This is a genomic window from Pontibacter arcticus (assembly GCF_003284895.1).
Classification (GTDB): domain Bacteria; phylum Bacteroidota; class Bacteroidia; order Cytophagales; family Hymenobacteraceae; genus Pontibacter; species Pontibacter arcticus.
This window is the reverse complement of record NZ_QMDV01000002.1, coordinates 401,576-421,175: the sequence shown is the minus strand read 5'-3', so window position 1 is coordinate 421,175 and position 19,600 is coordinate 401,576. Positions and strand designations below refer to the sequence as shown.

The 19,600-nt window shown below is 46.4% G+C and carries 16 protein-coding genes and 1 other RNA gene; 10 read left to right on the top strand and 7 right to left on the bottom strand.

The genetic code is table 11. The annotated features are described in order from the left end of the window. Positions 1–207 precede the first annotated feature (207 nt). Positions 208–1,557: a serine hydrolase gene (locus DP923_RS06955; protein ID WP_112305124.1), complete on the bottom strand. Its 1,350-nt coding sequence runs from the start codon at positions 1,555–1,557 to the stop codon at positions 208–210. A gap of 255 nt (positions 1,558–1,812) precedes the next feature. Further along, positions 1,813–2,910 carry a glycosyltransferase family 61 protein gene (locus DP923_RS06950; protein ID WP_112305123.1) on the bottom strand — a complete coding sequence of 366 codons (1,098 nt, stop codon included), beginning with the start codon at positions 2,908–2,910 and terminating at the stop codon, positions 1,813–1,815. A gap of 224 nt (positions 2,911–3,134) precedes the next feature. On the opposite strand from DP923_RS06950, the gene pseB reads away from it, so the two are divergent. The 7 genes from pseB to DP923_RS06915 are packed head-to-tail and all read left to right on the top strand — an operon-like array spanning position 3,135 to position 11,396. Beyond that, the gene (pseB, locus tag DP923_RS06945) at positions 3,135–4,160 is read left to right on the top strand and encodes a UDP-N-acetylglucosamine 4,6-dehydratase (inverting) (RefSeq protein WP_112305122.1); all 1,026 of its coding nucleotides are present in this window, start codon (positions 3,135–3,137) and stop codon (positions 4,158–4,160) included. 21 nt (positions 4,161–4,181) lie between these two features. Beyond that, positions 4,182–5,378, top strand: a complete 1,197-nt coding sequence (gene pseC, locus DP923_RS06940; protein WP_112305121.1) for a UDP-4-amino-4,6-dideoxy-N-acetyl-beta-L-altrosamine transaminase — start codon at positions 4,182–4,184, stop codon at positions 5,376–5,378. Next, positions 5,375–6,067 (top strand): pseudaminic acid cytidylyltransferase, encoded by a 693-nt coding sequence (gene pseF, locus DP923_RS06935; RefSeq protein WP_112305120.1) that lies wholly within the window; start codon positions 5,375–5,377, stop codon positions 6,065–6,067. The genes pseC and pseF overlap by 4 nt, the downstream gene beginning before the upstream one ends. 3 nt (positions 6,068–6,070) lie before the next feature. Beyond that, entirely contained in the window at positions 6,071–7,540 is a 1,470-nt protein-coding gene (gene pseG, locus DP923_RS06930; RefSeq protein WP_112305119.1) for a UDP-2,4-diacetamido-2,4,6-trideoxy-beta-L-altropyranose hydrolase, read from the top strand. Next, positions 7,537–8,583 (top strand): pseudaminic acid synthase, encoded by a 1,047-nt coding sequence (gene pseI, locus DP923_RS06925; RefSeq protein WP_112305118.1) that lies wholly within the window; start codon positions 7,537–7,539, stop codon positions 8,581–8,583. The genes pseG and pseI overlap by 4 nt, the downstream gene beginning before the upstream one ends. 42 nt (positions 8,584–8,625) lie before the next feature. Next, positions 8,626–9,864: a hypothetical protein gene (locus DP923_RS06920; RefSeq protein ID WP_239020959.1), complete on the top strand. Its 1,239-nt coding sequence runs from the start codon at positions 8,626–8,628 to the stop codon at positions 9,862–9,864. 44 nt (positions 9,865–9,908) lie between these two features. After that, positions 9,909–11,396, top strand: a complete 1,488-nt coding sequence (locus DP923_RS06915; RefSeq protein WP_112305116.1) for an oligosaccharide flippase family protein — start codon at positions 9,909–9,911, stop codon at positions 11,394–11,396. Between the two features lie 47 nt (positions 11,397–11,443). Here the strand turns inward: DP923_RS06915 and DP923_RS06910 are convergent, their stop codons facing one another. The 5 genes from DP923_RS06910 to ffs form a co-directional block, all read right to left on the bottom strand. Beyond that, positions 11,444–12,532, bottom strand: a complete 1,089-nt coding sequence (locus tag DP923_RS06910) for a DegT/DnrJ/EryC1/StrS family aminotransferase (RefSeq protein WP_112305115.1) — start codon at positions 12,530–12,532, stop codon at positions 11,444–11,446. A gap of 102 nt (positions 12,533–12,634) precedes the next feature. Beyond that, the gene (locus tag DP923_RS06905; RefSeq protein WP_112305114.1) at positions 12,635–13,345 is read right to left on the bottom strand and encodes a cell division ATP-binding protein FtsE; all 711 of its coding nucleotides are present in this window, start codon (positions 13,343–13,345) and stop codon (positions 12,635–12,637) included. Between the two features lie 6 nt (positions 13,346–13,351). Next, the gene (locus DP923_RS06900; RefSeq protein WP_112305113.1) at positions 13,352–13,555 is read right to left on the bottom strand and encodes a fructose-6-phosphate aldolase; all 204 of its coding nucleotides are present in this window, start codon (positions 13,553–13,555) and stop codon (positions 13,352–13,354) included. 108 nt (positions 13,556–13,663) lie between these two features. After that, on the bottom strand, positions 13,664–14,320 hold the full coding sequence (gene fsa / locus DP923_RS06895; RefSeq protein ID WP_112305112.1) for a fructose-6-phosphate aldolase: 657 nt from the start codon (positions 14,318–14,320) through the stop codon (positions 13,664–13,666). Positions 14,321–14,516: 196 nt separating this feature from the next. After that, positions 14,517–14,613: signal recognition particle sRNA small type (ffs, locus tag DP923_RS06890), an RNA gene on the bottom strand. A 230-nt stretch (positions 14,614–14,843) separates the two neighbouring features. Between ffs and guaA the strand changes: the two genes are divergently transcribed. From guaA to hemL, 3 genes are all read left to right on the top strand, one after another. Further along, positions 14,844–16,373, top strand: a complete 1,530-nt coding sequence (guaA, locus tag DP923_RS06885; RefSeq protein WP_112305111.1) for a glutamine-hydrolyzing GMP synthase — start codon at positions 14,844–14,846, stop codon at positions 16,371–16,373. 99 nt (positions 16,374–16,472) lie between these two features. Next, entirely contained in the window at positions 16,473–18,179 is a 1,707-nt protein-coding gene (locus tag DP923_RS06880; RefSeq protein WP_112305110.1) for an ABC transporter substrate-binding protein, read from the top strand. A 29-nt stretch (positions 18,180–18,208) separates the two neighbouring features. Continuing rightward, positions 18,209–19,510 carry a glutamate-1-semialdehyde 2,1-aminomutase gene (hemL, locus tag DP923_RS06875; protein ID WP_112305109.1) on the top strand — a complete coding sequence of 434 codons (1,302 nt, stop codon included), beginning with the start codon at positions 18,209–18,211 and terminating at the stop codon, positions 19,508–19,510. The last annotated feature ends 90 nt before the right edge of the window (positions 19,511–19,600 follow it).

Genomic DNA, 19,600 nt, shown 5'->3' with positions numbered 1-19,600 from the left:
AAATTCCGGCTACTAAGCCCCCAGGTTATAGCTGATGAAACCATTGCAACTGGTTTTGCATAGGCAACTGATTGGGTAAAGTAAGGAATCACTTTTTTGTTGGTTTTTCCTTCTGCTAACTTGTATAAAGAAGAAAAGTCAATAGTTTCAGAATACGGAATATCTAAATCACGAAGAATGTATTTGCAAAACGATCCTGACCAGCATCTACCCTATTTTATCTGCTACTTTTGTTCCTAATCCCTGCCTGATCTTTAACTGAACTACCTTTTCATTCTCAGAAATAAACTCAAGTACAATATCTGCTTCATTTGTAAAGAAAACCTGCTCGCTTTCTGCTGACATAGGTATTCTGTCTTCAGTATTTACCTTCATAAAGAGCCTACCTGCCTCAGCCGAGATTTCTACTTTATAAGTTTCGGAAACCTCAAAGGTTCCCGTATACTTTTTAAGTATACGATCTTCCAAGCTAATTTCTATATTCGGCTTAGGAAGGCTGTAAGGCTTGTTTTGCAAAGCGGCATACAGGGTGTTGCCTAGTTTTTCAAGAGAGATTGAAGTAATATTATTTAAAAGTATAATACAAATATTCTTCTCCGGTTGCATTAAAAAGTAGCTGGTCGCTCCTTCCACGTTTCCACCATGATTGATAACTTTTTCATCATGAATTTTATCAATGTACCAGCCATAACCATAGCCACCTAAAACGGGTGTTGTAGCAGAATCATAGGATTGTTTAGAGATGATCTTAAAGGTAGTAAGCCCTTTATAGAACTTTAGAAGATCCTCTGCTGAGCTATACAACCCACCGGTTGATGAAATAAGACTGGCGTTCCAGGGCTTGGTTTCAGCTTGCTTTGTAGCTGATACAAAAGAGTAAGACGTGACCTTACGCTTGTTTTCCAGGTTAGGAAAGTCAAAGCCACTATTGGTCATTTTCAGCGGCTTGAAGATATAGTTGTTCACCGCATCAGAATACGGAATGCCGGTTACTTTTTCTATAATAATTCCCAGTAAGATAAAACCTGAATTGCAGTAGCTAAACTGGGTGCCTGGTTCAAAATCCAATGGTTCATTTTTGAAGAAAGCCAATTTTTCTTCATTGCTGAAAGTATGGACGGAGGATAACTGAGAACTGAATTTTGGGTTTCTGAAGATCTCGTAAATGTCGCTTGTATTGGAGAGCAGATGTTTTAGCTGTATGTCATTTCCCCTGGGATAGTCGGGCAGATACTTGCTTACAGGATCTTGTATAGACAGTTTATTTTCTTCTGCCAGTTTTAATACAACCAGCGCCGTGAAGGATTTGGTTAGCGATCCGATTGAGAAAATATTGTTTTTGGTAAACTCTTTTTTAAATGCGGCGTGCTGGTAGCCATAGTTTCTATGATGTACTTTTTTTCCATCTTTAATTACCAGGGCAGTACCATTAAATTTGTTAACAGCAACATACGCCTTAACCAGACTATCCAACTGCGGACTGTTTAATTGCTGCGCACTAATTGAGATGCTGCACGATATGAAGAAAGCAATAGCCAGAAGTAGGTTACGAGCCATATTAGATTTTATATTTTGTCAAATTTAAATTTCCACCCAGGAGTATTATAGCGCTGCAGTTTGCTAAAATAAAGAAAGCGACTATCAAAGATTTTATAGTATTTCTTTAAATGGAACTACAATATTGACAAATGTATGGTTTTAAGCGTAAGTCTAAGCCTAAATTTCTATAAAATATATAAAAATAAATATATTAAATTAAAATGAAGTCATAAGCCCTATAAAGCCAAAAACTGAGCTAAAATAGTTGTTCATTTAACTAAATTTAGCTTCCAACCACGCTTCTACTTCCGCGACATCAACTGTATAATTTTCCTGCTGATCTCCTTCCGAACCAATAACGGCTGCATAATCGAACCCAAGCCCTTTGCTGAGCAGGAAATAATGCGTTTTAATTTGGTTGGACGGATGAAACTCCAGCACTTTGCATTGTTCGGCAAACAACAGGTTAGTTAAGCCGGCGCCATGCGGAGCCATAACCAGTTCAGAAGTATAAAATAGCTGCACTTGCTCTGCGTAACTCAACTTTTCGGCCTGTACAGTCTCAATGTTATACTTGGCAAGCAGCGGCAATAACGCAGCTTCGTTTAATACACGTCGTGTTTTAGCACCACTGCGGCTAATGTAAATGCGCTTTTTTGGTGTCCTTTGCTGTACCTGGTAGCCTTGCCATACTTGCTGTCGCAGCCATGTACCAATTTCAGCAGGTAAGTAGCCGCTCTGGGCACTCGCTACAAAACCCGGAAGTATAAACTCTTCTACCTCCCACTTTTCATGGTTGCCGATGTAAACAACGCATGCTTGCGGATGCTGCTGAAGTATAAACTGAAGCGTTTCGTGCTGGTAAGCCGGCAGGTCGCGGCGCATGATAATGTTAAAAGGGCGCTTTTCGGTTTGCAAAACAAAGTATAAACGCGGCAGGCAATCGAAAAACCAGTGGTAGTTGTTGTTGGCAGCCCAAGGCAAATGCAACACCGACGTATTAAGGCCTTTTTTATACTTGGGCAGCAGCAACGCTGGCGTCTTAAAGGCCGGCGATTTAGCTAACCGGCTCACATCAAAAACAGATTCAACGACCAGCTTTCCATCTAGCACAACGGCACCCGAGTTTCCAAGTATAGTTACCATGCGCAACGGGACCAGGTATTGCTCTTTCTGGCGGTAACCCAGCGCATAATCTATACTATAATTAAAGCTCTGAGCCGATTTTTCCAGGAATGCTTTTTCAGCTTCGGTAAAAGTTATCACCTGCGCAGTTGCCATTGTTTTTTTGGCAGGATGATGCAAAACAGAAGTATACCGGAAATAATACCCGGCACTATATAAAAGCTTGAACAGTAAATTTTTCAGCATAAAAGGGAGCAGTACAACCGGAAAGGTACAAATAATCTGAATTCGGGCCCTTAAAACTTACACTTTCATACTTTAAAAACACGCTGCACAGGAAGATGCTTCATTTGCCATTTCTAAACTTAATGCCTTGTAAGTTTAGCGCTATTTCTTGTATCAAAAAACAAGTATCTTGCAGCCTAAAGCTGGCGGCACCGCACGGCCTGAAGTATAAAGTATAAAACAGCATGGCATTAGATCTTAACCATAAGTCGATATTGGTAACGGGCGGTACGGGTTCGTTCGGAAAGAAGTTTGTAGAGATGGTATACGCCCGTTTTCCGGATGTAAAACGCCTCGTAATTTACTCACGCGACGAGCTGAAGCAGTTCGAAATGGCCCAGACGTTCCCGCACGAAAAGTATAAATCCATCCGTTATTTTATCGGCGATGTGCGCGACGGCGACCGTTTCAAGCGCGCCTGCGAAGGCATCGACATTATCGTACACGCTGCTGCCATGAAACAGGTGCCCGCTGCCGAGTATAACCCGATGGAGTGCATCAAAACCAATATCCTGGGCGCTGAAAACATCGTAAATGCCGCCCTTGATTGTGGTGTAAAAGAAGTGGTAGCCCTTTCCACGGATAAAGCGGCTGCCCCTATCAACCTGTACGGTGCCACCAAATTGTGCTCTGATAAACTGTTTGTAGCTGCTAATAACATGAAAGGCAAGCGCGATATTCGCTTCTCGGTGGTGCGTTACGGCAACGTGATCGGTTCGCGCGGCTCGGTGGTTCCGTTCTTTTTGAAGAAACGCCACGAAGGCGTATTGCCGATCACCCACCCGCAAATGACGCGCTTTAATATTTCGCTGGAAGAAGGCGTAGAGTTGGTTTTCCATGCGCTGGAGCACCATTGGGGCGGCGAAATTTTTGTACCGAAGATTCCTTCTTACGTGATCACCGATATTGCCGAGGCTATCGCTCCGGACTGCGAGCAGGAAATTGTAGGCATCCGTCCCGGAGAAAAACTGCACGAAGAAATGATCACCGAAACCGACTCGCTGAATACGGTAGAACTTGACAAGTATTACGTGATCCTTCCTTCCACGCCTACCTGGTCTACAGAAGATTTCCTGAAAGCCCACGAAGGCAAGATGGTCGAGATCGGTTTTAAATACAACTCCGGCACCAATTCCGAGTGGCTTTCTGTGGACCAATTGCGCGAGCAGATCCGCCAGCACGTAGACCCGAATTTTTCAGTTGTAAGCTAAGTTTATACTTTAGTTTAACGCATGACTCAGAACTCAGAACTCAAAACTCCAATACCGTACGGCAGGCAGCACATCACAGAAGCCGATATAGCCGCTGTGGTGGAAACCCTGCAATCCGATTTCCTGACGCAAGGGCCAAAGGTGGCCGAGTTCGAACAGGCTTTTGCCCGCTATGTAGGTGCCAAGTATGCCGTAGCAGTTAGTAACGGAACGGCTGCCTTACACTTGTGCGCTTTGGCTTTGGGCGTGAACGAAGAAACGCGTGTCATCACCACGCCTATTACGTTTGTGGCTTCAGCCAACTGCATACGCTACTGCGGTGGCACAGTCGAGTTTGCTGATATAGACCCTAAAACCGCTTTACTGGATGTAGCCAACGTACGCGCTATGCTCGAAAGTAAGCCAAAAGGATATTACCATGGCCTCATTCCTGTAGATTTTGCGGGCGCACCAGTCAATTTAGAGGATTTCCGGAAGCTGGCTGATGAGTTTGGCTTGTGGATCATTGAAGATGCCTGTCACGCGCCCGGCGGTTATTTTACCGATAGTAAAGGTAATAAACAATTATGCGGCAATGGCGCTTACGCTGATCTGGCGATTTTCTCGTTCCACCCCGTGAAGCACATTGCCACCGGTGAAGGCGGCATGATCACGACCAATGATGAAAAGCTGTACCAGGAACTTTTGAAACTGCGCACCCACGGCATTACCCGCGACCCTGCCCTGCTGGAAGAAAACCACGGCGGCTGGTACATGGAAATGCAGGAACTGGGTTATAACTACCGCATCCCGGATATGCTATGCGCACTGGGGCTTTCGCAACTGAGCCGTGCTGACGAAGGCCTGGCCCGCAGAAAGCAAATTGCCCTTCAGTATGACGAAGCCTTCCGGAATTATGAAGGTATAGAAGTACTCGGAACAGATGCAGCGGCGCTAAGCAGTGATGGAGAAACCGGCCATGCCTATCATCTCTACGTGATCAAAGTACAGGACCGCAAAGGACTTTACGACTTCCTGCGGGAGCACAATATCTTTGCCCAGGTGCATTACATTCCGGCGCACACCATGCCCTATTACCGTAATCTGGGTTATAAAAAAGGAGATTTCCCGGAAGCAGAATTATATTACAGCCAGTGCCTGAGCTTGCCTATGTACCCGACATTAACTTCTGAAGAACAGGAATTTGTAATCGCCAAGGTAAAGGAATTTGTGAAGTGAAGCGGCTTGCCATTATACCGGCCCGGGGAGGTAGCAAACGCATCCCGCGCAAGAATATAAAAGACTTTTGCGGTCAGCCCATCATCGCGTATTCCATCAAAGCAGCGCTGGATTCGGGCTTGTTTGATGAGGTAATGGTCTCGACGGATGATGAAGAAATTGCAGCCTTGGCCCGGAAGTATGGTGCGAGTGTGCCCTTCATGCGCAGTCCTGCAACCTCAGATGATTTTGCCACAACTGCGGCCGTGCTTTCAGAAGTTCTGGAAAAGTATAAACAACTAGGCTATAAGTATGAAGTAGCCTGCTGCATTTACCCGACAGCTCCTTTGCTCCAGGCAGCATCGTTGCAGAAAGCTTTCGAATTGCTTACCAATAAAGATTACGACACGGTTATCCCGGTTTTAAAGTATAGCTACCCCATCTGGCGCAGCCTGAAACTGGAAGAGGGAAAGGCAAGTATGAACTGGCCCGAACACGTAAGCAGCCGCTCGCAGGATCTGCCGTCCGCTTACCACGATGCCGGTCAGTTTTATTTTTTCCGGGTAGATTCCTTCATGCAAAAGCAGGCTTTGTTTACTGATAATACCGGTGCAGTAGAGCTCAGCGAACTGCAGGTGCAGGACATCGACACGCTCACCGACTGGGAAATGGCCGAGATCAAGTATAAACTTCTACCTAGTAATGTATAAATAGTGGCACAAAAATCCCGCATCATTTTCAGGGCAGATGGCAACAGCCGCATTGGCTTGGGCCACGTGGTGCGTTCGTTGGCACTGGCTGCAATGCTACGCGAGGAATTTGAGTGCATTTTTGCCATCCAGGCCCCCGACGAAAACCTGCAGCAACAGATCAAAGCAGTTTGCCACGGTTCGATTCTGCTCCCCGCTACTTCTCCCGAAGAAGATCGGTTTGTACATGAACTCAGCGCTTATGTATCCGAAGAAGAAATTGTGGTACTGGATGGGTATCACTTTAACACTACTTATCAGCAAAACCTGAAAGCGAGCGGCTGCAGCCTTGTTTGCATCGATGATATACACGCTTATCCTTTTGTTGCAGATGTGGTCGTAAATATGGCTGGTGGCTTGCAAGCAGCAAAGTATAAAACAGCGCCTCATACTAAGTTGTTACTTGGTCCGAAGTATGCGTTGCTCCGTCCTCCTTTTCTGAAAGCAGCCAAATCTGAAAGCAGGTTTTCAAGTGATAAAAAACAGAAAGTATTACTGAATTTAGGCGGTGCCGATCCTGAAAATCATACTTTAGCTATCGCCCAGGAGCTTTCTAAAAACAAAAGTATAACATCACTCGAAATTGTTGTGGGCAGCGCTTACAGGCATCTATCTGAATTAAAGCAGTTTATAAAGCAGCAGCCTGCCTGTAAACTGCACCAGAATCTGGATGCAGAAGCGATGGCACAATTGATGCAAGCTTGCCCGGTGGCCGTAACATCTGCAAGTGGTGTAGCTTATGAGTATGCTGCGATAGGCGGAATCCTGTATATCAAACAAACTGCAGAAAACCAGGCAGGCTTATATAACTTTCTGATCGAAACCGGACTTGCTTCGCCTTACCGGGATGCAGCAATCGCATTTGATCCGCAACATTTTGAGGAGAAAGTGAAGCTGCAACGAGCTTATTTTGATGGGAAATCCCATGAACGCTTTCGGTCAGTGTTTAGGAATCTTCAGCTGGCTCAGAAACTTAAACTGCGGGACGTAACTTCAGACGATCTGCTTTTGTTGCTGGATTGGGCCAATGATCCGGAAGTACGCGCTCATTCCTTTAACCCGGATCCGATCACGCTAGAAAATCATACCCGCTGGCTTACTTCCAGACTCCAAGACAAAGCAGCAAAACTATACATAGCTGAAATTGCTACCCAGCCCGCTGCCCACATCCGGTTTGAAGTAACGCAACAAACCGCTACCATTAGTTATCTGATAGCCAAAGAGTTTAGAGGAAAAGGACTAGGCCATACTGTACTACAAAAAGGTGTTAAAAAGCTATTGGGGCAGATGCCGGAGGTAAGGTTAATAGAAGGCCTGGTGCAGCCGGACAACATCGCTTCGGTGCGGGCATTTGAGAAAGCCGGTTTCACTTACGGCACTCCGGATGACCACTACCCGACAGCACATCGTTTTATACTTGAAATGAACAAATGAACGTACCTGATATAAACATTGCCGGTCGCCTGGTTGGCCGCAGCCATAAGCCATTTATTATTGCCGAAATGTCGGGCAACCACAACCAGTCGCTGGAGCGGGCGCTCGCCATCGTAGATGCCGCTGCTGATGCAGGAGCAGATGCCATCAAACTGCAAACCTACACCGCCGACACCATGACCTTACCCGGGGCTTTCACGATCGAAGACAAGAATTCACTCTGGGAAGGCCGCGAACTATATGATCTTTATAAAGAAGCCTATACCCCCTGGGACTGGCATCAGCCTTTGTTCGAGCGCGCCAAACAGCGTGGTATGATCGCTTTTTCGTCGCCTTTTGATGAGACTGCTGTTGATTTTCTGGAGGAACTAGGCGCACCGGTGCATAAGATCGCCTCATTTGAAAATACTGACCACCCGCTCTTGCGCAAAGTAGCAGCTACCGACAAACCTGTTATCATGAGTACCGGCGCCGCTACCCTTTCTGAGATTGACGAAGCTGTTCGGGTGTTGCGTCAGGCAGGATGTGAGCAGCTCATACTTTTGAAATGCACCAGCACCTATCCTTCCACCCCGAAAAATACCAACATTGCCACCATTCCGCATATGAGCCAGCTGTTTAATGTGCAGGTCGGCTTATCGGATCATACCATGGGCATAGGCGCTGCGGTGGCCGCTGTAGCGCTGGGCGCGACGGTGGTAGAGAAGCACTTTACCCTGCGCCGGGCAGACGGCGGTGTGGATTCGGCTTTTTCGTTGGAGCCGGAAGAGTTGAATGCCTTGGTGATAGAATCAGAGCGGGCATGGCTCTCGTTGGGGCAGGTGCAGTATGGTGTGCAGCGCGCCGAAGAAAAGAGCCGCCTGTTCAAGCGGTCGGTGTATGCGGCCAAAGATATTGTTGCCGGCGAGCTGCTCACCAAAGAAAATATCCGCGTGATCAGGCCAGGACTTGGCTTGGCTCCCAAACACTACGACGCGCTGTTGGGAAAACCTGCCGCGCAACCAATCAAAGCCGGAACGCCTATTACCTGGGACATGGTGTAAGAAATGAGGGAGTGGATCAGCATTTACAAAAACATTCTGTACATGCACTTTTCAGATGGGTTTTATGCCCTACCGGAAAGTGCGAAAAATGCCGTATCTCCAACTAATCCTTTTCTGCGGTTAGCTAAATTGCTGGGTTATACGTTGCTGCGACTGGTTGGGAATATCTTTTCTGGCGTTAAGCAAACCGAAAATCTGCATGGTAAAGTATGGCTTTATGTGGTAAGCCAGAATAATATTGATAGCCTGAGTTTTATACAGAATAATTTATCTGATGCTGCGTTCGTAGCAGGGCAAAGCAAGGACATCGGAAAGTATAACAAAATGGTAAACCGCCTTTCACTCCGGCGTAAACTGCTTTACTATTACAAGTTCTTTCCGCTGCTTCTATACTTTCTTCAAAACAGGAAAAAACAGGCTATTAGGTTTTACGATGTGCTTTACGACGCCGTCGGTTTTTACGAAGTATACCTGCACCAGCTTCAGAAGTATAAACCCAGCTGTATTGTTTTTGCCAACGACCATAATGCTGATGCGCGCGCTATGCTTTTGGCAGCCAAACAGCTCGGCATCAAAACGGTTTATGTGCAGCATGCCAGCGTAAGCCCTATTTTCCCGCCTTTGGCATTCGATCTGAATCTGTTGGAAGGCCAGGATGCGCTGGAAAAGTATAAACAATGCGGCCCTGTACCTGGTAAAGTTGAATTGATTGGAATGCCGAAAGCAGATGCGTTTGTACCTTTCCGGAAACCGCAGCGGTCTGTAACCACCATTGGGCTAGCCTGCAACCTGATGGACGAAACTGCTGAGATAACGCATCTGGTTACAAAACTTTCCCAGGCATTCCCTGAACTGAGAATCATACTTCGCCCCCACCCACGCGACAGTCGCAATTTCAAAACTGATTTACATAATAATACAACTGTAGAAATTTCTGATAGCCGCTTAGTACAAACGTTTGATTTTCTGAAAGAGCTGGATGTGCTGATCAGCGGAAATTCGGGCATACACCTGGAGGCGGTTTTGCTGAACGTATGGGCTATTTTCTATAACATGAATCCTTCTGAAAACCTGGCAGATTATTACGGCTTCATCCGGAACGGATTGGTTGATACCGCACCGGATCATCCTTCATTAGTTAAATTGATTCAAGAAAACCAGCAACAAACCCCTGAAGTATACTTGCGCGCGCAATATTATAACGCCACTGTGGGCATACCATACGACGGAAAAAGCGGGCAACTGGCCTTGCAGCATCTGGAACAGTTTCTGGAACTTTAGCATCCGGCCGTTTATGCTACCTTTGCAGTTCTCACACCCAGCACATGAGTAAATTACGCCGCGAAGGCATCTGGAACACGGTAATATCTTATGGCGGCATCCTGATCGGGTACGTTAATACGGTACTGCTTTTCCCTAATTTTCTGGATGAAGAACAGGTAGGCCTGACGCGTCTGCTGATTTCGATTGCAACCATGTTTGCGCAGTTTTCGGCGCTGGGCTTTGTGAACATGAGCGGCCGCTACTTCCCTTACTTCCGCGACAAAGAAAAACAACACCACGGCTTCCTGTTTCTGCTGCTGGCTGTGCCTATACTTGGTTTTACAGTCATTACGTTGCTGTTCCTGCTGGGCAAACCGCTGGTGCTAGATTATTACCAAGAGTCGCCACTGATAGCCGATTACTTTTATTACCTGATCCCGCTTTCTTTTTTCACGCTGGTATTCATGCTTTTCACGGCCTACCTGCGTTCGCTTTATAAAACGATTGTTTCCTCCTTCGCTCAGGATTTCCTGCAGCGGATTCTTATTACCCTGCTTATAACAGCTTATGCGTTCGGTGGCATGCCCTTCCATACGTTTGTGCTGTTGTACATTGGTATAAACTCGGCCCTGGCGCTGGTACTGATACTTTATACTTTGTGGTTGAAGCAGTTATTTATATGGCCTTCGTTTAAGGGCTTGCGGAATTTCCCGATCAAGGAAATGCTGTATTACGGCCTGTTCACGTTCATGGGCAATATTTCGGTGACGCTCATCAAGAACATCGATCAGATCATGATCAGCTCGTACAGCCTCAGCGATAACGCCATTTACACCACTGCTTTTTTCATGACGAGCGCCATCATCACGCCTGGTCTGGCTATTTTCAAGATCGCTTTTCCGCAGGTGGCCGATTACTGGAAAGATAAGGACATGGCCGGCATGGAAGGGCTGTACAAACAAACTACGGTTATCAACCTGATCATCGGTCTGCTGTTATTTGTAGGCATCTGGGCGAACCTCGACAGCCTGTATTCCTTTATGCCGGAAAGCTACCGCGACGGCCGCTACGTGGTTTTGTTTTTGGCGATGGCGCGTTTGGTGGATCTGGCAACCGGCCTGAACGGTATTATACTGGCCACTTCCGATAAATACCGCTGGGACCTGCTTTTCAACATCAGCCTGGCCATACTTACCATTGGCACCAATTATTACTTTATTCCGCTGTACGGCATCAACGGCGCTGCATTTGCCTCCATGTTATCCTACATGACGATTAATTTTCTGCGCTTATTTATGGTACAGTGGCTTTACAAGATTCAGCCGTTTGCCTGGAGCACGGTAAGTATACTGGTTATTGCCGCTGTGGCGCTTGGTGCTTCTTCCCTGCTGCCTTTTGTCTGGAACAGGTACGTGGACATGGCAGTGCGCTCGCTGATGATTGTGCTCATTTACGGCGGCCTGATGATCGGCTTAAAAATTTTCCCCGAAATGAATGCCTGGTTTCAGAAACTCATTCTAAAGTATACCGGCATCCGCGTTAATTTCTAAGCACTCGCTAAAGTATAAATTACTCACTGCAACGTATATTTTATACTTTATATTTTCGCAAAGAAGCCCCTGATATGCTGACAGATATAAGCCAGTTGTTCTTCTTTTAATTCGGAATGTAGTGGCAGCAAAAGTATACTTTCGCTCAACATTTCAGCCACCGGAAAATCGCCCATTTTATACTTTAGCTCCCCCATTTTTTCCTGCAGATGAACCGGAGTTGGAAAAGGAATTACACTCGGAATAAAATGTGAAGCAAGGTATTGTTGCAGCGCATCCCGCTTCCCTTCCTTCACTACAATTGGAAAATGCTGATGGTTGTTTGGGACTTCAGTTGTCGCCACTGGAAGCTGTAATCCGGAAATCCCTGCTAACGCCTGGTTATAATATTTAACAGCCGGTTCACGCCCTGCATTGTAGGTATCGATGTGTTTCACTTTTACGGCCAGCATTGCAGCCTGTAAAGCATCCAGTTGGGTTAGGGTTTTAGCTGCCATAAGTTTTTCTGCAACCTGAACATCATGGGTAAGTATAGCTGCGCCTTCTTCTGTGTGGGCAGTTGCTTTGGTCGGGAAAAAGCTGGTTATACCGATGTGGCCTATACTTCCGGCTTTCATCATTCGCCCATTTATACTTACTTCTGCACCAAAAGCCTGCGTCGCGTCTTCTATCACTAGCAGGTTATACTTTTCTGCCAACAACAGCAGCGCTTCCATCTCGGCACATTGCCCGAACACATGAACCAGTACCATCACTTTCGTGGCTGGTGTAATCACGCGCTCCACCGAGGCTTCATCCAGCGTAAAGGTATTGGGATTAACATCAGCAAATACGGGTTTAAGCCCAGCCAAAACTACCTCTTCAGCTAAATAGCTATCCCCAAAAGCAGGCAATATAACCTCCGCGCCGGTTGGCAATCCGAGCGCTTTAAGAATCACCCGAAATGCATCACGGGCGTTCGCACAAGGCTGCACATACCCCAGCCCAAAGTATGATTTCAGGTTATCTGTCAATCTATTTGAATGCACATCAGCACCTTCGCCCATACTTGCCATTACAGCGCTAAAGGCAGCATCCAGTTCGGGCTTAAGCTTGGCATAAAAAGCTTTGGTAGCGGTCATTTTTATGTCTTCCATTGGCTTGCCGGGTTGGTCGTTTAAAGTATAAATTTAGACTTGTTGCTAAAAAAGAAAGCCCGGTAAAGTATACCGGGCTTTCTTTTTTATGTTGATAACAGCTTAAAATCCGTTGATCAGGTTAAACTCGTTTACTTTGGAATCCAACACTTTACCATTCTCGCATTTAAGTATACGTTTAGGGTATCGGTTGATGATCTCGTAGTTATGTGTTGCCATCAAGACGGCTGTTCCGCTGTTGTTGATCTCCAGGAAAAGCTGCATGATTTCGTTGGCAACCATGGGATCAAGGTTACCGGTTGGCTCATCGGCAAAAAGTATAAGCGGCTCGTTTAATAAAGCGCGCGCAATAACAATCCGCTGCTGCTCGCCGCCTGAAAGCTGATGTGGCATTTTGCTTCCAGCTGCATTCAAGCCTACGCGCATCAGTACTTCCGAAACGCGCTGTTTCATCTTGGCTTTGTCTTTCCAGCCGGTCGCTTTCAACACAAAAAACAGGTTATCGGCCACGCTCCGATCAAACAGCAACTGGAAATCCTGGAAGATGATCGCGATTTTACGGCGTAGAAACGGTACCTGCTGGCGTGGCATTTTATTGATCATAAAGCCAGCCACAGACGCCGTTCCCGTCAGGAAGCTAAGGTCGGCGTACAGGGTTTTAAGCAACGAGCTTTTCCCGCTGCCTGTGCGTCCCACTAGGTACACAAATTCCCCTTTCTCAATATCGAAATTAACGTTGCTGAGAATGGTATTGGAATCCTGGTAAATAGCCACATCGCGAAGCGACACAACAGGCGAAGATGAAAAACTCATGTATACTTAAATCTCTAATTTCTGAAGTTTACCGAACGCAAGCGCTTCTATTACAGCAGCCAGCGCCCCCTCTTTTCCATCTAAGCCATAGCGGTCGAGGTTTTTAAGCGGCCGGTCGGCACGGAAATAGGCAATCAGCACAAAATTTGCATCACGCAACTGGATGTAATCCGGAATTTTGGCTTTGCCTTTTACTTTGATGATGTACATTTTTTGAGAATTACGAATTAATAATTACGAATTACGAATGGGGAGAAAGTATAATGGCCCATACATTACAAATAATTCTTAATTATTAATTCGTAATTCGTAATTAACTTACTTGTTTCCTTTGGCGTGGTCTGCCAGGAATTTCTGTAAACCGATATCCGTTAATGGGTGGTTCAGCAGGCCGGTGATAACAGAAAGCGGGCAGGTTACTACATCTGCTCCAATTTCGGCGCACTGTACCAGGTGCATGACGTGGCGAACCGAAGCTGCCAATATCTGTGTCTGATACCCGTAGTTGCTGTAGATCTGAACCATTTGCTCGATCAGGCCTAAGCCATCGGTAGACATATCATCTAAACGACCAACAAACGGAGATACATAAGTAGCACCCGCTTTGGCAGCCAGAATAGCCTGGCCGGCAGAGAATACCAGTGTACAGTTTGTTTTAATGCCCTGCTCGCTGAAATGGCGGATGGCTTTCACGCCTTCGCGGATCATCGGGATTTTTACTACAATGTTCGGGTGCAGTTCAGCCAGGATCTCTCCCTCACGCACCATGCCTTCAAAATCAGTAGAAATAACTTCTGCGCTGATGTCGCCATCTACAATATCACAGATTTTTTTGTAGTGCGCCATCACATTGTCGTGGCCAAAGATGCCTTCTTTTGCCATCAATGACGGGTTTGTGGTTACGCCATCTAATACACCGAGGTCTTGCGCCTCCTGGATTTCCTGCAGGTTTGCAGTATCGATAAAGAATTTCATAATGCAGCGAATTGTAGATTATACCTGCAAAGCTAACCCAATCTGACCTAAGTCAAAAGTTAAACGCCAAATAATAGCAAGTATAAACCGGAGAAAGTATAAAGTATGATAAGTACCAAATCTGGCCTTGATTTTATACTTTGAAATGTGAGATGGAAAGTATGGGAAGAAACTCCCGTTGCGGTAGGGGCAAAAAAAAGTGGCAAACCAACATCGCGCCGCTCAACCGCCTACCCTTGCTAACTTCCGTTCCTGGGGGAGTTCGGCGGGAGCTGGCCGTGCCGATTTGCCGTTACAAAAGTAGACATTTTTATCTTTCGTGCAAACAGCATCCAAATAAAATTTCAGAAATCCGGTGCAATAAAGTATAGCTGCCTTATTTTCAGAAGTATAAATTTCAGAATTGCTGGCTGAAAGTATAAAAAGCGTAGGGTTTGTACTTTAAGACAATATATCCGCTTATAAAAATTAAAAGTCCTGCATTATTATTGCCAAATACTGCAAAAGTGCCTTACCTTTGCGCATGCCAGAAAAAATACTCATCCTCGACTTTGGCTCCCAGTACACCCAGCTGATCGCAAGACGTGTGCGCGAGCTTAATGTATACTGTGAGATTTATCCTTACAACAATGTGCCAGCCCTTACGGAAGATGTAAAAGGCGTTATCCTTTCAGGAAGCCCTTGCTCCGTTCGCGACGAAATCCACCCTACCATTGATCTCAGCCAGTTTTTAGGCAAAATTCCTGTTTTAGGTGTTTGCTATGGCGCGCAGTTAATGGCCCACGAACTGGGTGGCGAAGTGACTCCTTCTACCATTCGTGAGTATGGCCGCGCCCGCCTGAACGAGATCCACAACCACGATCGTTTGCTGAAAGAACTTACCATTGGTTCGGTTGTATGGATGTCGCATGGCGATACAATTAAGGAGATTCCGGATAACATTGAAGTAATTGCCAGCACCGAGAGTGTGCGCGTAGCTGCTTACAAACTGAAAGGCCAGGAAACGTACGGCATCCAGTTTCACCCGGAAGTAACGCACTCTGACGAAGGCAAAACCCTGCTGCGTAATTTTGTGGTGCATATCTGCGGCTGCATTCAAGACTGGACTTCGGAGCAGTTTGTTGAAAGTACCGTTGCTGCGTTAAAAGAACAATTAGGCGATGATAAAGTAGTTTTAGGCTTATCAGGTGGTGTGGATTCGAGTGTGGCTGCCATGCTGATCCATCACGCAATCGGTAAAAACCTGTACTGTATTTTTGTAGATAACGGCCTGCTGCGCAAAGATGAGTTCGAAAATGTACTGGACTCTTACAAGCATATGGGCCTGAATGTTAAAGGCGTAGATTCCAAATCTAAATTTTATACCGCACTGGCCGGCTTAACCGACCCGGAACTGAAGCGCAAAGCCATTGGCCGCGTGTTTATTGAGGTATTCGACGAAGAATCGCATCGCATAGAAGACGTGAAATGGCTCGCGCAGGGCACTATTTACCCGGATGTGATCGAATCCATGAGCGTGAAAGGACCATCTGCTACCATTAAATCGCATCACAACGTAGGCGGCCTCCCAGATTTTATGAAACTGAAAGTGGTAGAGCCCCTGAAAGCCTTGTTTAAAGATGAGGTACGTCTGGTAGGTAAAACGCTTAAAATAGATGATGCCATTCTTGGTCGCCATCCTTTCCCGGGCCCCGGTCTTGCGATTCGTATTCTAGGTGATGTAACGCCGGAGAAAGTAAACATTTTGCAATCCGTGGATCATATCTTTATCAGCAACCTGAAGAAAACAGGCTTGTACGACGAAGTATGGCAGGCAGGCGCAATCCTGACACCGGTACAAACAGTTGGTGTGATGGGTGACGAGCGTACCTATGAAAATGTGGTGGCACTAAGAGCCGTTACAAGTATAGATGGCATGACCGCCGACTGGAGCCGCTTACCGTATGAATTCCTGGCCGATGTATCCAACGAAATCATTAACAAGGTAAAAGGCGTAAACCGCGTAGTATACGATATCAGCTCAAAACCACCTGCCACCATAGAGTGGGAATAATTTTAAGTATATCCTGGATATAAGTGATGGAGGACGAAAGATGAGCAAGTATAAATGGTCGTCTTTTGTCCTTTGTCTGTTTTTATAAAGTTATCTGAAATGAAAAAAAGTAGTTGTTTCTGGAGAAATGTGATCGGACTTCTGGCAGCCGGGCTGTTGGCTGTTCCGGTTCAGGCGCAGGTACAGGATGCCGCCACGGCCTACAACAACGGCAAAGTACTGGTGCAGCAGCAACGTTATCCGCAGGCAATGGCAGAACTGCTGCCCCTGACGACAACTTCTGCGTTTGCGCCGGAGGCATCTTACTTTTATGCGTTGGCTGCCCTTAAAGCAGGCAAGGCTGATGAAGCGTATAAAATGTTGCTTCAGCTGCAGAACAAGCACAGCAATTGGGAGAACATGGCCGACGCAGATTACCTGCTAGCCAACACGTTGTTCGAGCTAAAAGAATACGACCGCGCACTAAGCAAATTAAAGGAACTGGAAGGCTCCGCACTAGCGACTGATGCCGAAGGCCTGAAACGGTTCTATTTAACAAAATTAGCTGACCGCGCTGCCTTTGAGAAACTGCTTGCAAAGTATGATTCGGATAAAGTGGTAGCGCAGTCTTTTGCCGATAAATTATTGTCTGGCTGGTTCAGGCCGCAGGACAGGCCACTGCTGGAAAGTATAGTATCTAAATTTAACCTGGACCGTAGCCGTTATTTAAGCAAAAATGCTTTTCAGAACCAGGGCTTCCATGTGGCGGTGCTCCTGCCCTTTCAGTTAACGCCGGATGCGCTGGCAACAGCCCGTAAAAACACCTTCGCTACGGATATGTATGCCGGTATGAAACTGGCGCAGGATTCGCTTAAACAACAAGGCATCAATCTGAACCTTTATACCTATGATTCAGGAACGGACACGCTAGCTGTGAAGAAAACGCTGGCTTTGCCGGAAATGCAGCAAATGAACCTGATCATCGGCCCGGTTTACAGAGCTCCCGCTAAAATTGCTGCCCGTTATGCTGCTCAACAGAACATCGCCCTTGTAAATCCGCTTTCCGAGGATGCTGACATGGCAAAGGGCTTTAACAATGTTTTCCTGTTTGAGTCGTCGGTAGCAACAAAGGCAAGACAGGCGGCAAGTTATGCCTACCAGAATTTCATGCCAAAAACGGCGGTTATAATTTACGAGAATGCCAAAGACGACACCACCTTTGCTTACCATTACAGGCAGCAGTTTGTAAAGCTGGGTGGTAAAGTAAAGACCTATCAGAAAATTAACCCGGCTCAGGCATCAGCTACGGCAGCTGCATTTAATAAGCTGATTTTGCAGGATGTGGGCCACCTGGCAGTATTTTCGGATAAGATGCCGGCCGCTGTAAACGCAACCAGCGTGCTGCAAAGCAAAGCTCCAAAACTGCCGCTTATTACTTATGATAAATGGTTGGATATAAACCAGGTTTCGTTACGCCAGCTGGATGACCTGGAAGTATACTTTATCAACCCCAAATACATCGATAAACAATCTCCGGCTGCTACTGCATTTAAAAAAGCTTACACCAGCCAGTACAACCTTCCCCCTTCTGTGTATGCCTACACCGGTTTTGAGATGGTGTATTATTTCGGAACGCTGCTGCAAAAGTATGGGCCGCAGTTTAGCGAATCGCTGGTACAAACGGCACTTCGGCCGGTCGTTTTTTACAAAGGTTTTGGTTACTACGATCCGAGTCAGCGCAACCAGCAAATAAGTCCAGATAACCAATATGTACCCATCACGAAGCTCGAAAACCTGCAACTGATGGTCGTAAATCCTGTTTATTAATTAAAGTTAATCCGCATCATTTCTTATTTATGATACAAGCACCAGTAAGTAACGAACTTTTCGAAAGAGCACAGCATACCATTCCGGGCGGTGTAAATTCTCCAGTAAGAGCCTTCCGGGCAGTTGGTGGCAATCCCCGTTTTATGGTTTCTGCCAAAGGCCCTTATATGTTTGATGAAGATGGCAACCAGTATGTTGAATTCATTAACTCCTGGGGGCCAATGATTCTGGGCCATGCGCCTGCAGTGGTACAGGAAGCTGTTATGGCGGCTGTTCCGAACTCGCTTTCGTTTGGTGCACCTACCCGCAAAGAGGTTGAAATGGCTGAACTGATCGTGAGCATGGTGCCCGGCATCGAAAAAGTACGCATGGTGAACTCCGGTACCGAAGCCACCATGTCGGCGGTTAGAGTGGCTAGAGGGTATACAGGCCGCAGCAAATTTATTAAGTTTGAAGGGTGCTACCACGGGCATGGCGATTCGTTCCTGATCTCGGCTGGTAGCGGTGCCATTACATTAGGCGTACCTGATAGCCCTGGTGTAACCACTGGCGTCGCAGCCGATACCCTGACAGCCCCTTATAATGATCTCAATGCGGTACAAACGCTGGTAGATGCGAACAAAGGCGAAATAGCTGCTATTATTCTGGAGCCTGTGGCTGGTAACATGGGCCTTGTAGTTCCGGAGCAAGGCTTCCTGCAAGGTCTCCGCGACATCTGCGATAAAGAAGGAATCGTACTTATATTTGACGAAGTAATGACCGGATTCCGATTGGCTTCAGGTGGCGCGCAACAGTTGTATGGCGTAACCCCGGATATGACCACGCTGGGTAAAATTATTGGCGGTGGTATGCCCGTTGGTGCTTACGGTGGCAAGGCTGAGATTATGAACTATGTGGCGCCGGCTGGCCCTGTTTACCAAGCGGGTACATTATCCGGTAACCCGATCGCAATGTCGGCGGGTATGGCGATGTTATCGCACCTAAAAAACAACCCTGAAGTATACGCGCAACTGGAACAAACTGCTGCACGCATGGTAGCAGGTATGGAGGCCAATATGCAGAAACTGGGAGTTAAATTTACGATCAACCGCGTTGGCTCTATGTTCAGTATTTTCTTTACAGATAAGCCTGTTACCGATTTTGAAAGTGCTAAAACTTCTGATACCGCTCTGTTCGGGAAATACTTTAATGCCATGCTGAAACGTGGTATTTACCTGGCTCCTTCTCAGTACGAAGCTTTGTTTATTTCCACAGCTATTACCGATGAACTGGCAGACCAATATATACAAGCCAACTTCGAAGCGCTGCAGGAAGCATTAGAAATTGCGTAAATCCATACTTTAAAAGTATAACCAAGTATAAGTTCGAGGCGGCAGATCTGTAATAAGGTCTGCCGCTTTTTTATATTGGCTGTCAAAAGT

Bases quoted from the DNA above. Each gene is read 5' to 3' on its own strand.
- DP923_RS06955 (WP_112305124.1), bottom strand. From the start codon at position 1,557: ATGGCTCGTAACCTACTTCTGGCTATTGCTTTCTTCATATCGTGCAGC.
- DP923_RS06950 (WP_112305123.1), bottom strand. From the start codon at position 2,910: ATGCTGAAAAATTTACTGTTCAAGCTTTTATATAGTGCCGGGTATTAT.
- pseB (WP_112305122.1), top strand. From the start codon at position 3,135: ATGGCATTAGATCTTAACCATAAGTCGATATTGGTAACGGGCGGTACG.
- pseC (WP_112305121.1), top strand. From the start codon at position 4,182: ATGACTCAGAACTCAGAACTCAAAACTCCAATACCGTACGGCAGGCAG.
- pseI (WP_112305118.1), top strand. From the start codon at position 7,537: ATGAACGTACCTGATATAAACATTGCCGGTCGCCTGGTTGGCCGCAGC.
- DP923_RS06920 (WP_239020959.1), top strand. From the start codon at position 8,626: ATGCACTTTTCAGATGGGTTTTATGCCCTACCGGAAAGTGCGAAAAAT.
- DP923_RS06915 (WP_112305116.1), top strand. From the start codon at position 9,909: ATGAGTAAATTACGCCGCGAAGGCATCTGGAACACGGTAATATCTTAT.
- DP923_RS06910 (WP_112305115.1), bottom strand. From the start codon at position 12,532: ATGGAAGACATAAAAATGACCGCTACCAAAGCTTTTTATGCCAAGCTT.
- DP923_RS06905 (WP_112305114.1), bottom strand. From the start codon at position 13,345: ATGAGTTTTTCATCTTCGCCTGTTGTGTCGCTTCGCGATGTGGCTATT.
- DP923_RS06900 (WP_112305113.1), bottom strand. From the start codon at position 13,555: ATGTACATCATCAAAGTAAAAGGCAAAGCCAAAATTCCGGATTACATC.
- fsa (WP_112305112.1), bottom strand. From the start codon at position 14,320: ATGAAATTCTTTATCGATACTGCAAACCTGCAGGAAATCCAGGAGGCG.
- guaA (WP_112305111.1), top strand. From the start codon at position 14,844: ATGCCAGAAAAAATACTCATCCTCGACTTTGGCTCCCAGTACACCCAG.
- DP923_RS06880 (WP_112305110.1), top strand. From the start codon at position 16,473: ATGAAAAAAAGTAGTTGTTTCTGGAGAAATGTGATCGGACTTCTGGCA.
- hemL (WP_112305109.1), top strand. From the start codon at position 18,209: ATGATACAAGCACCAGTAAGTAACGAACTTTTCGAAAGAGCACAGCAT.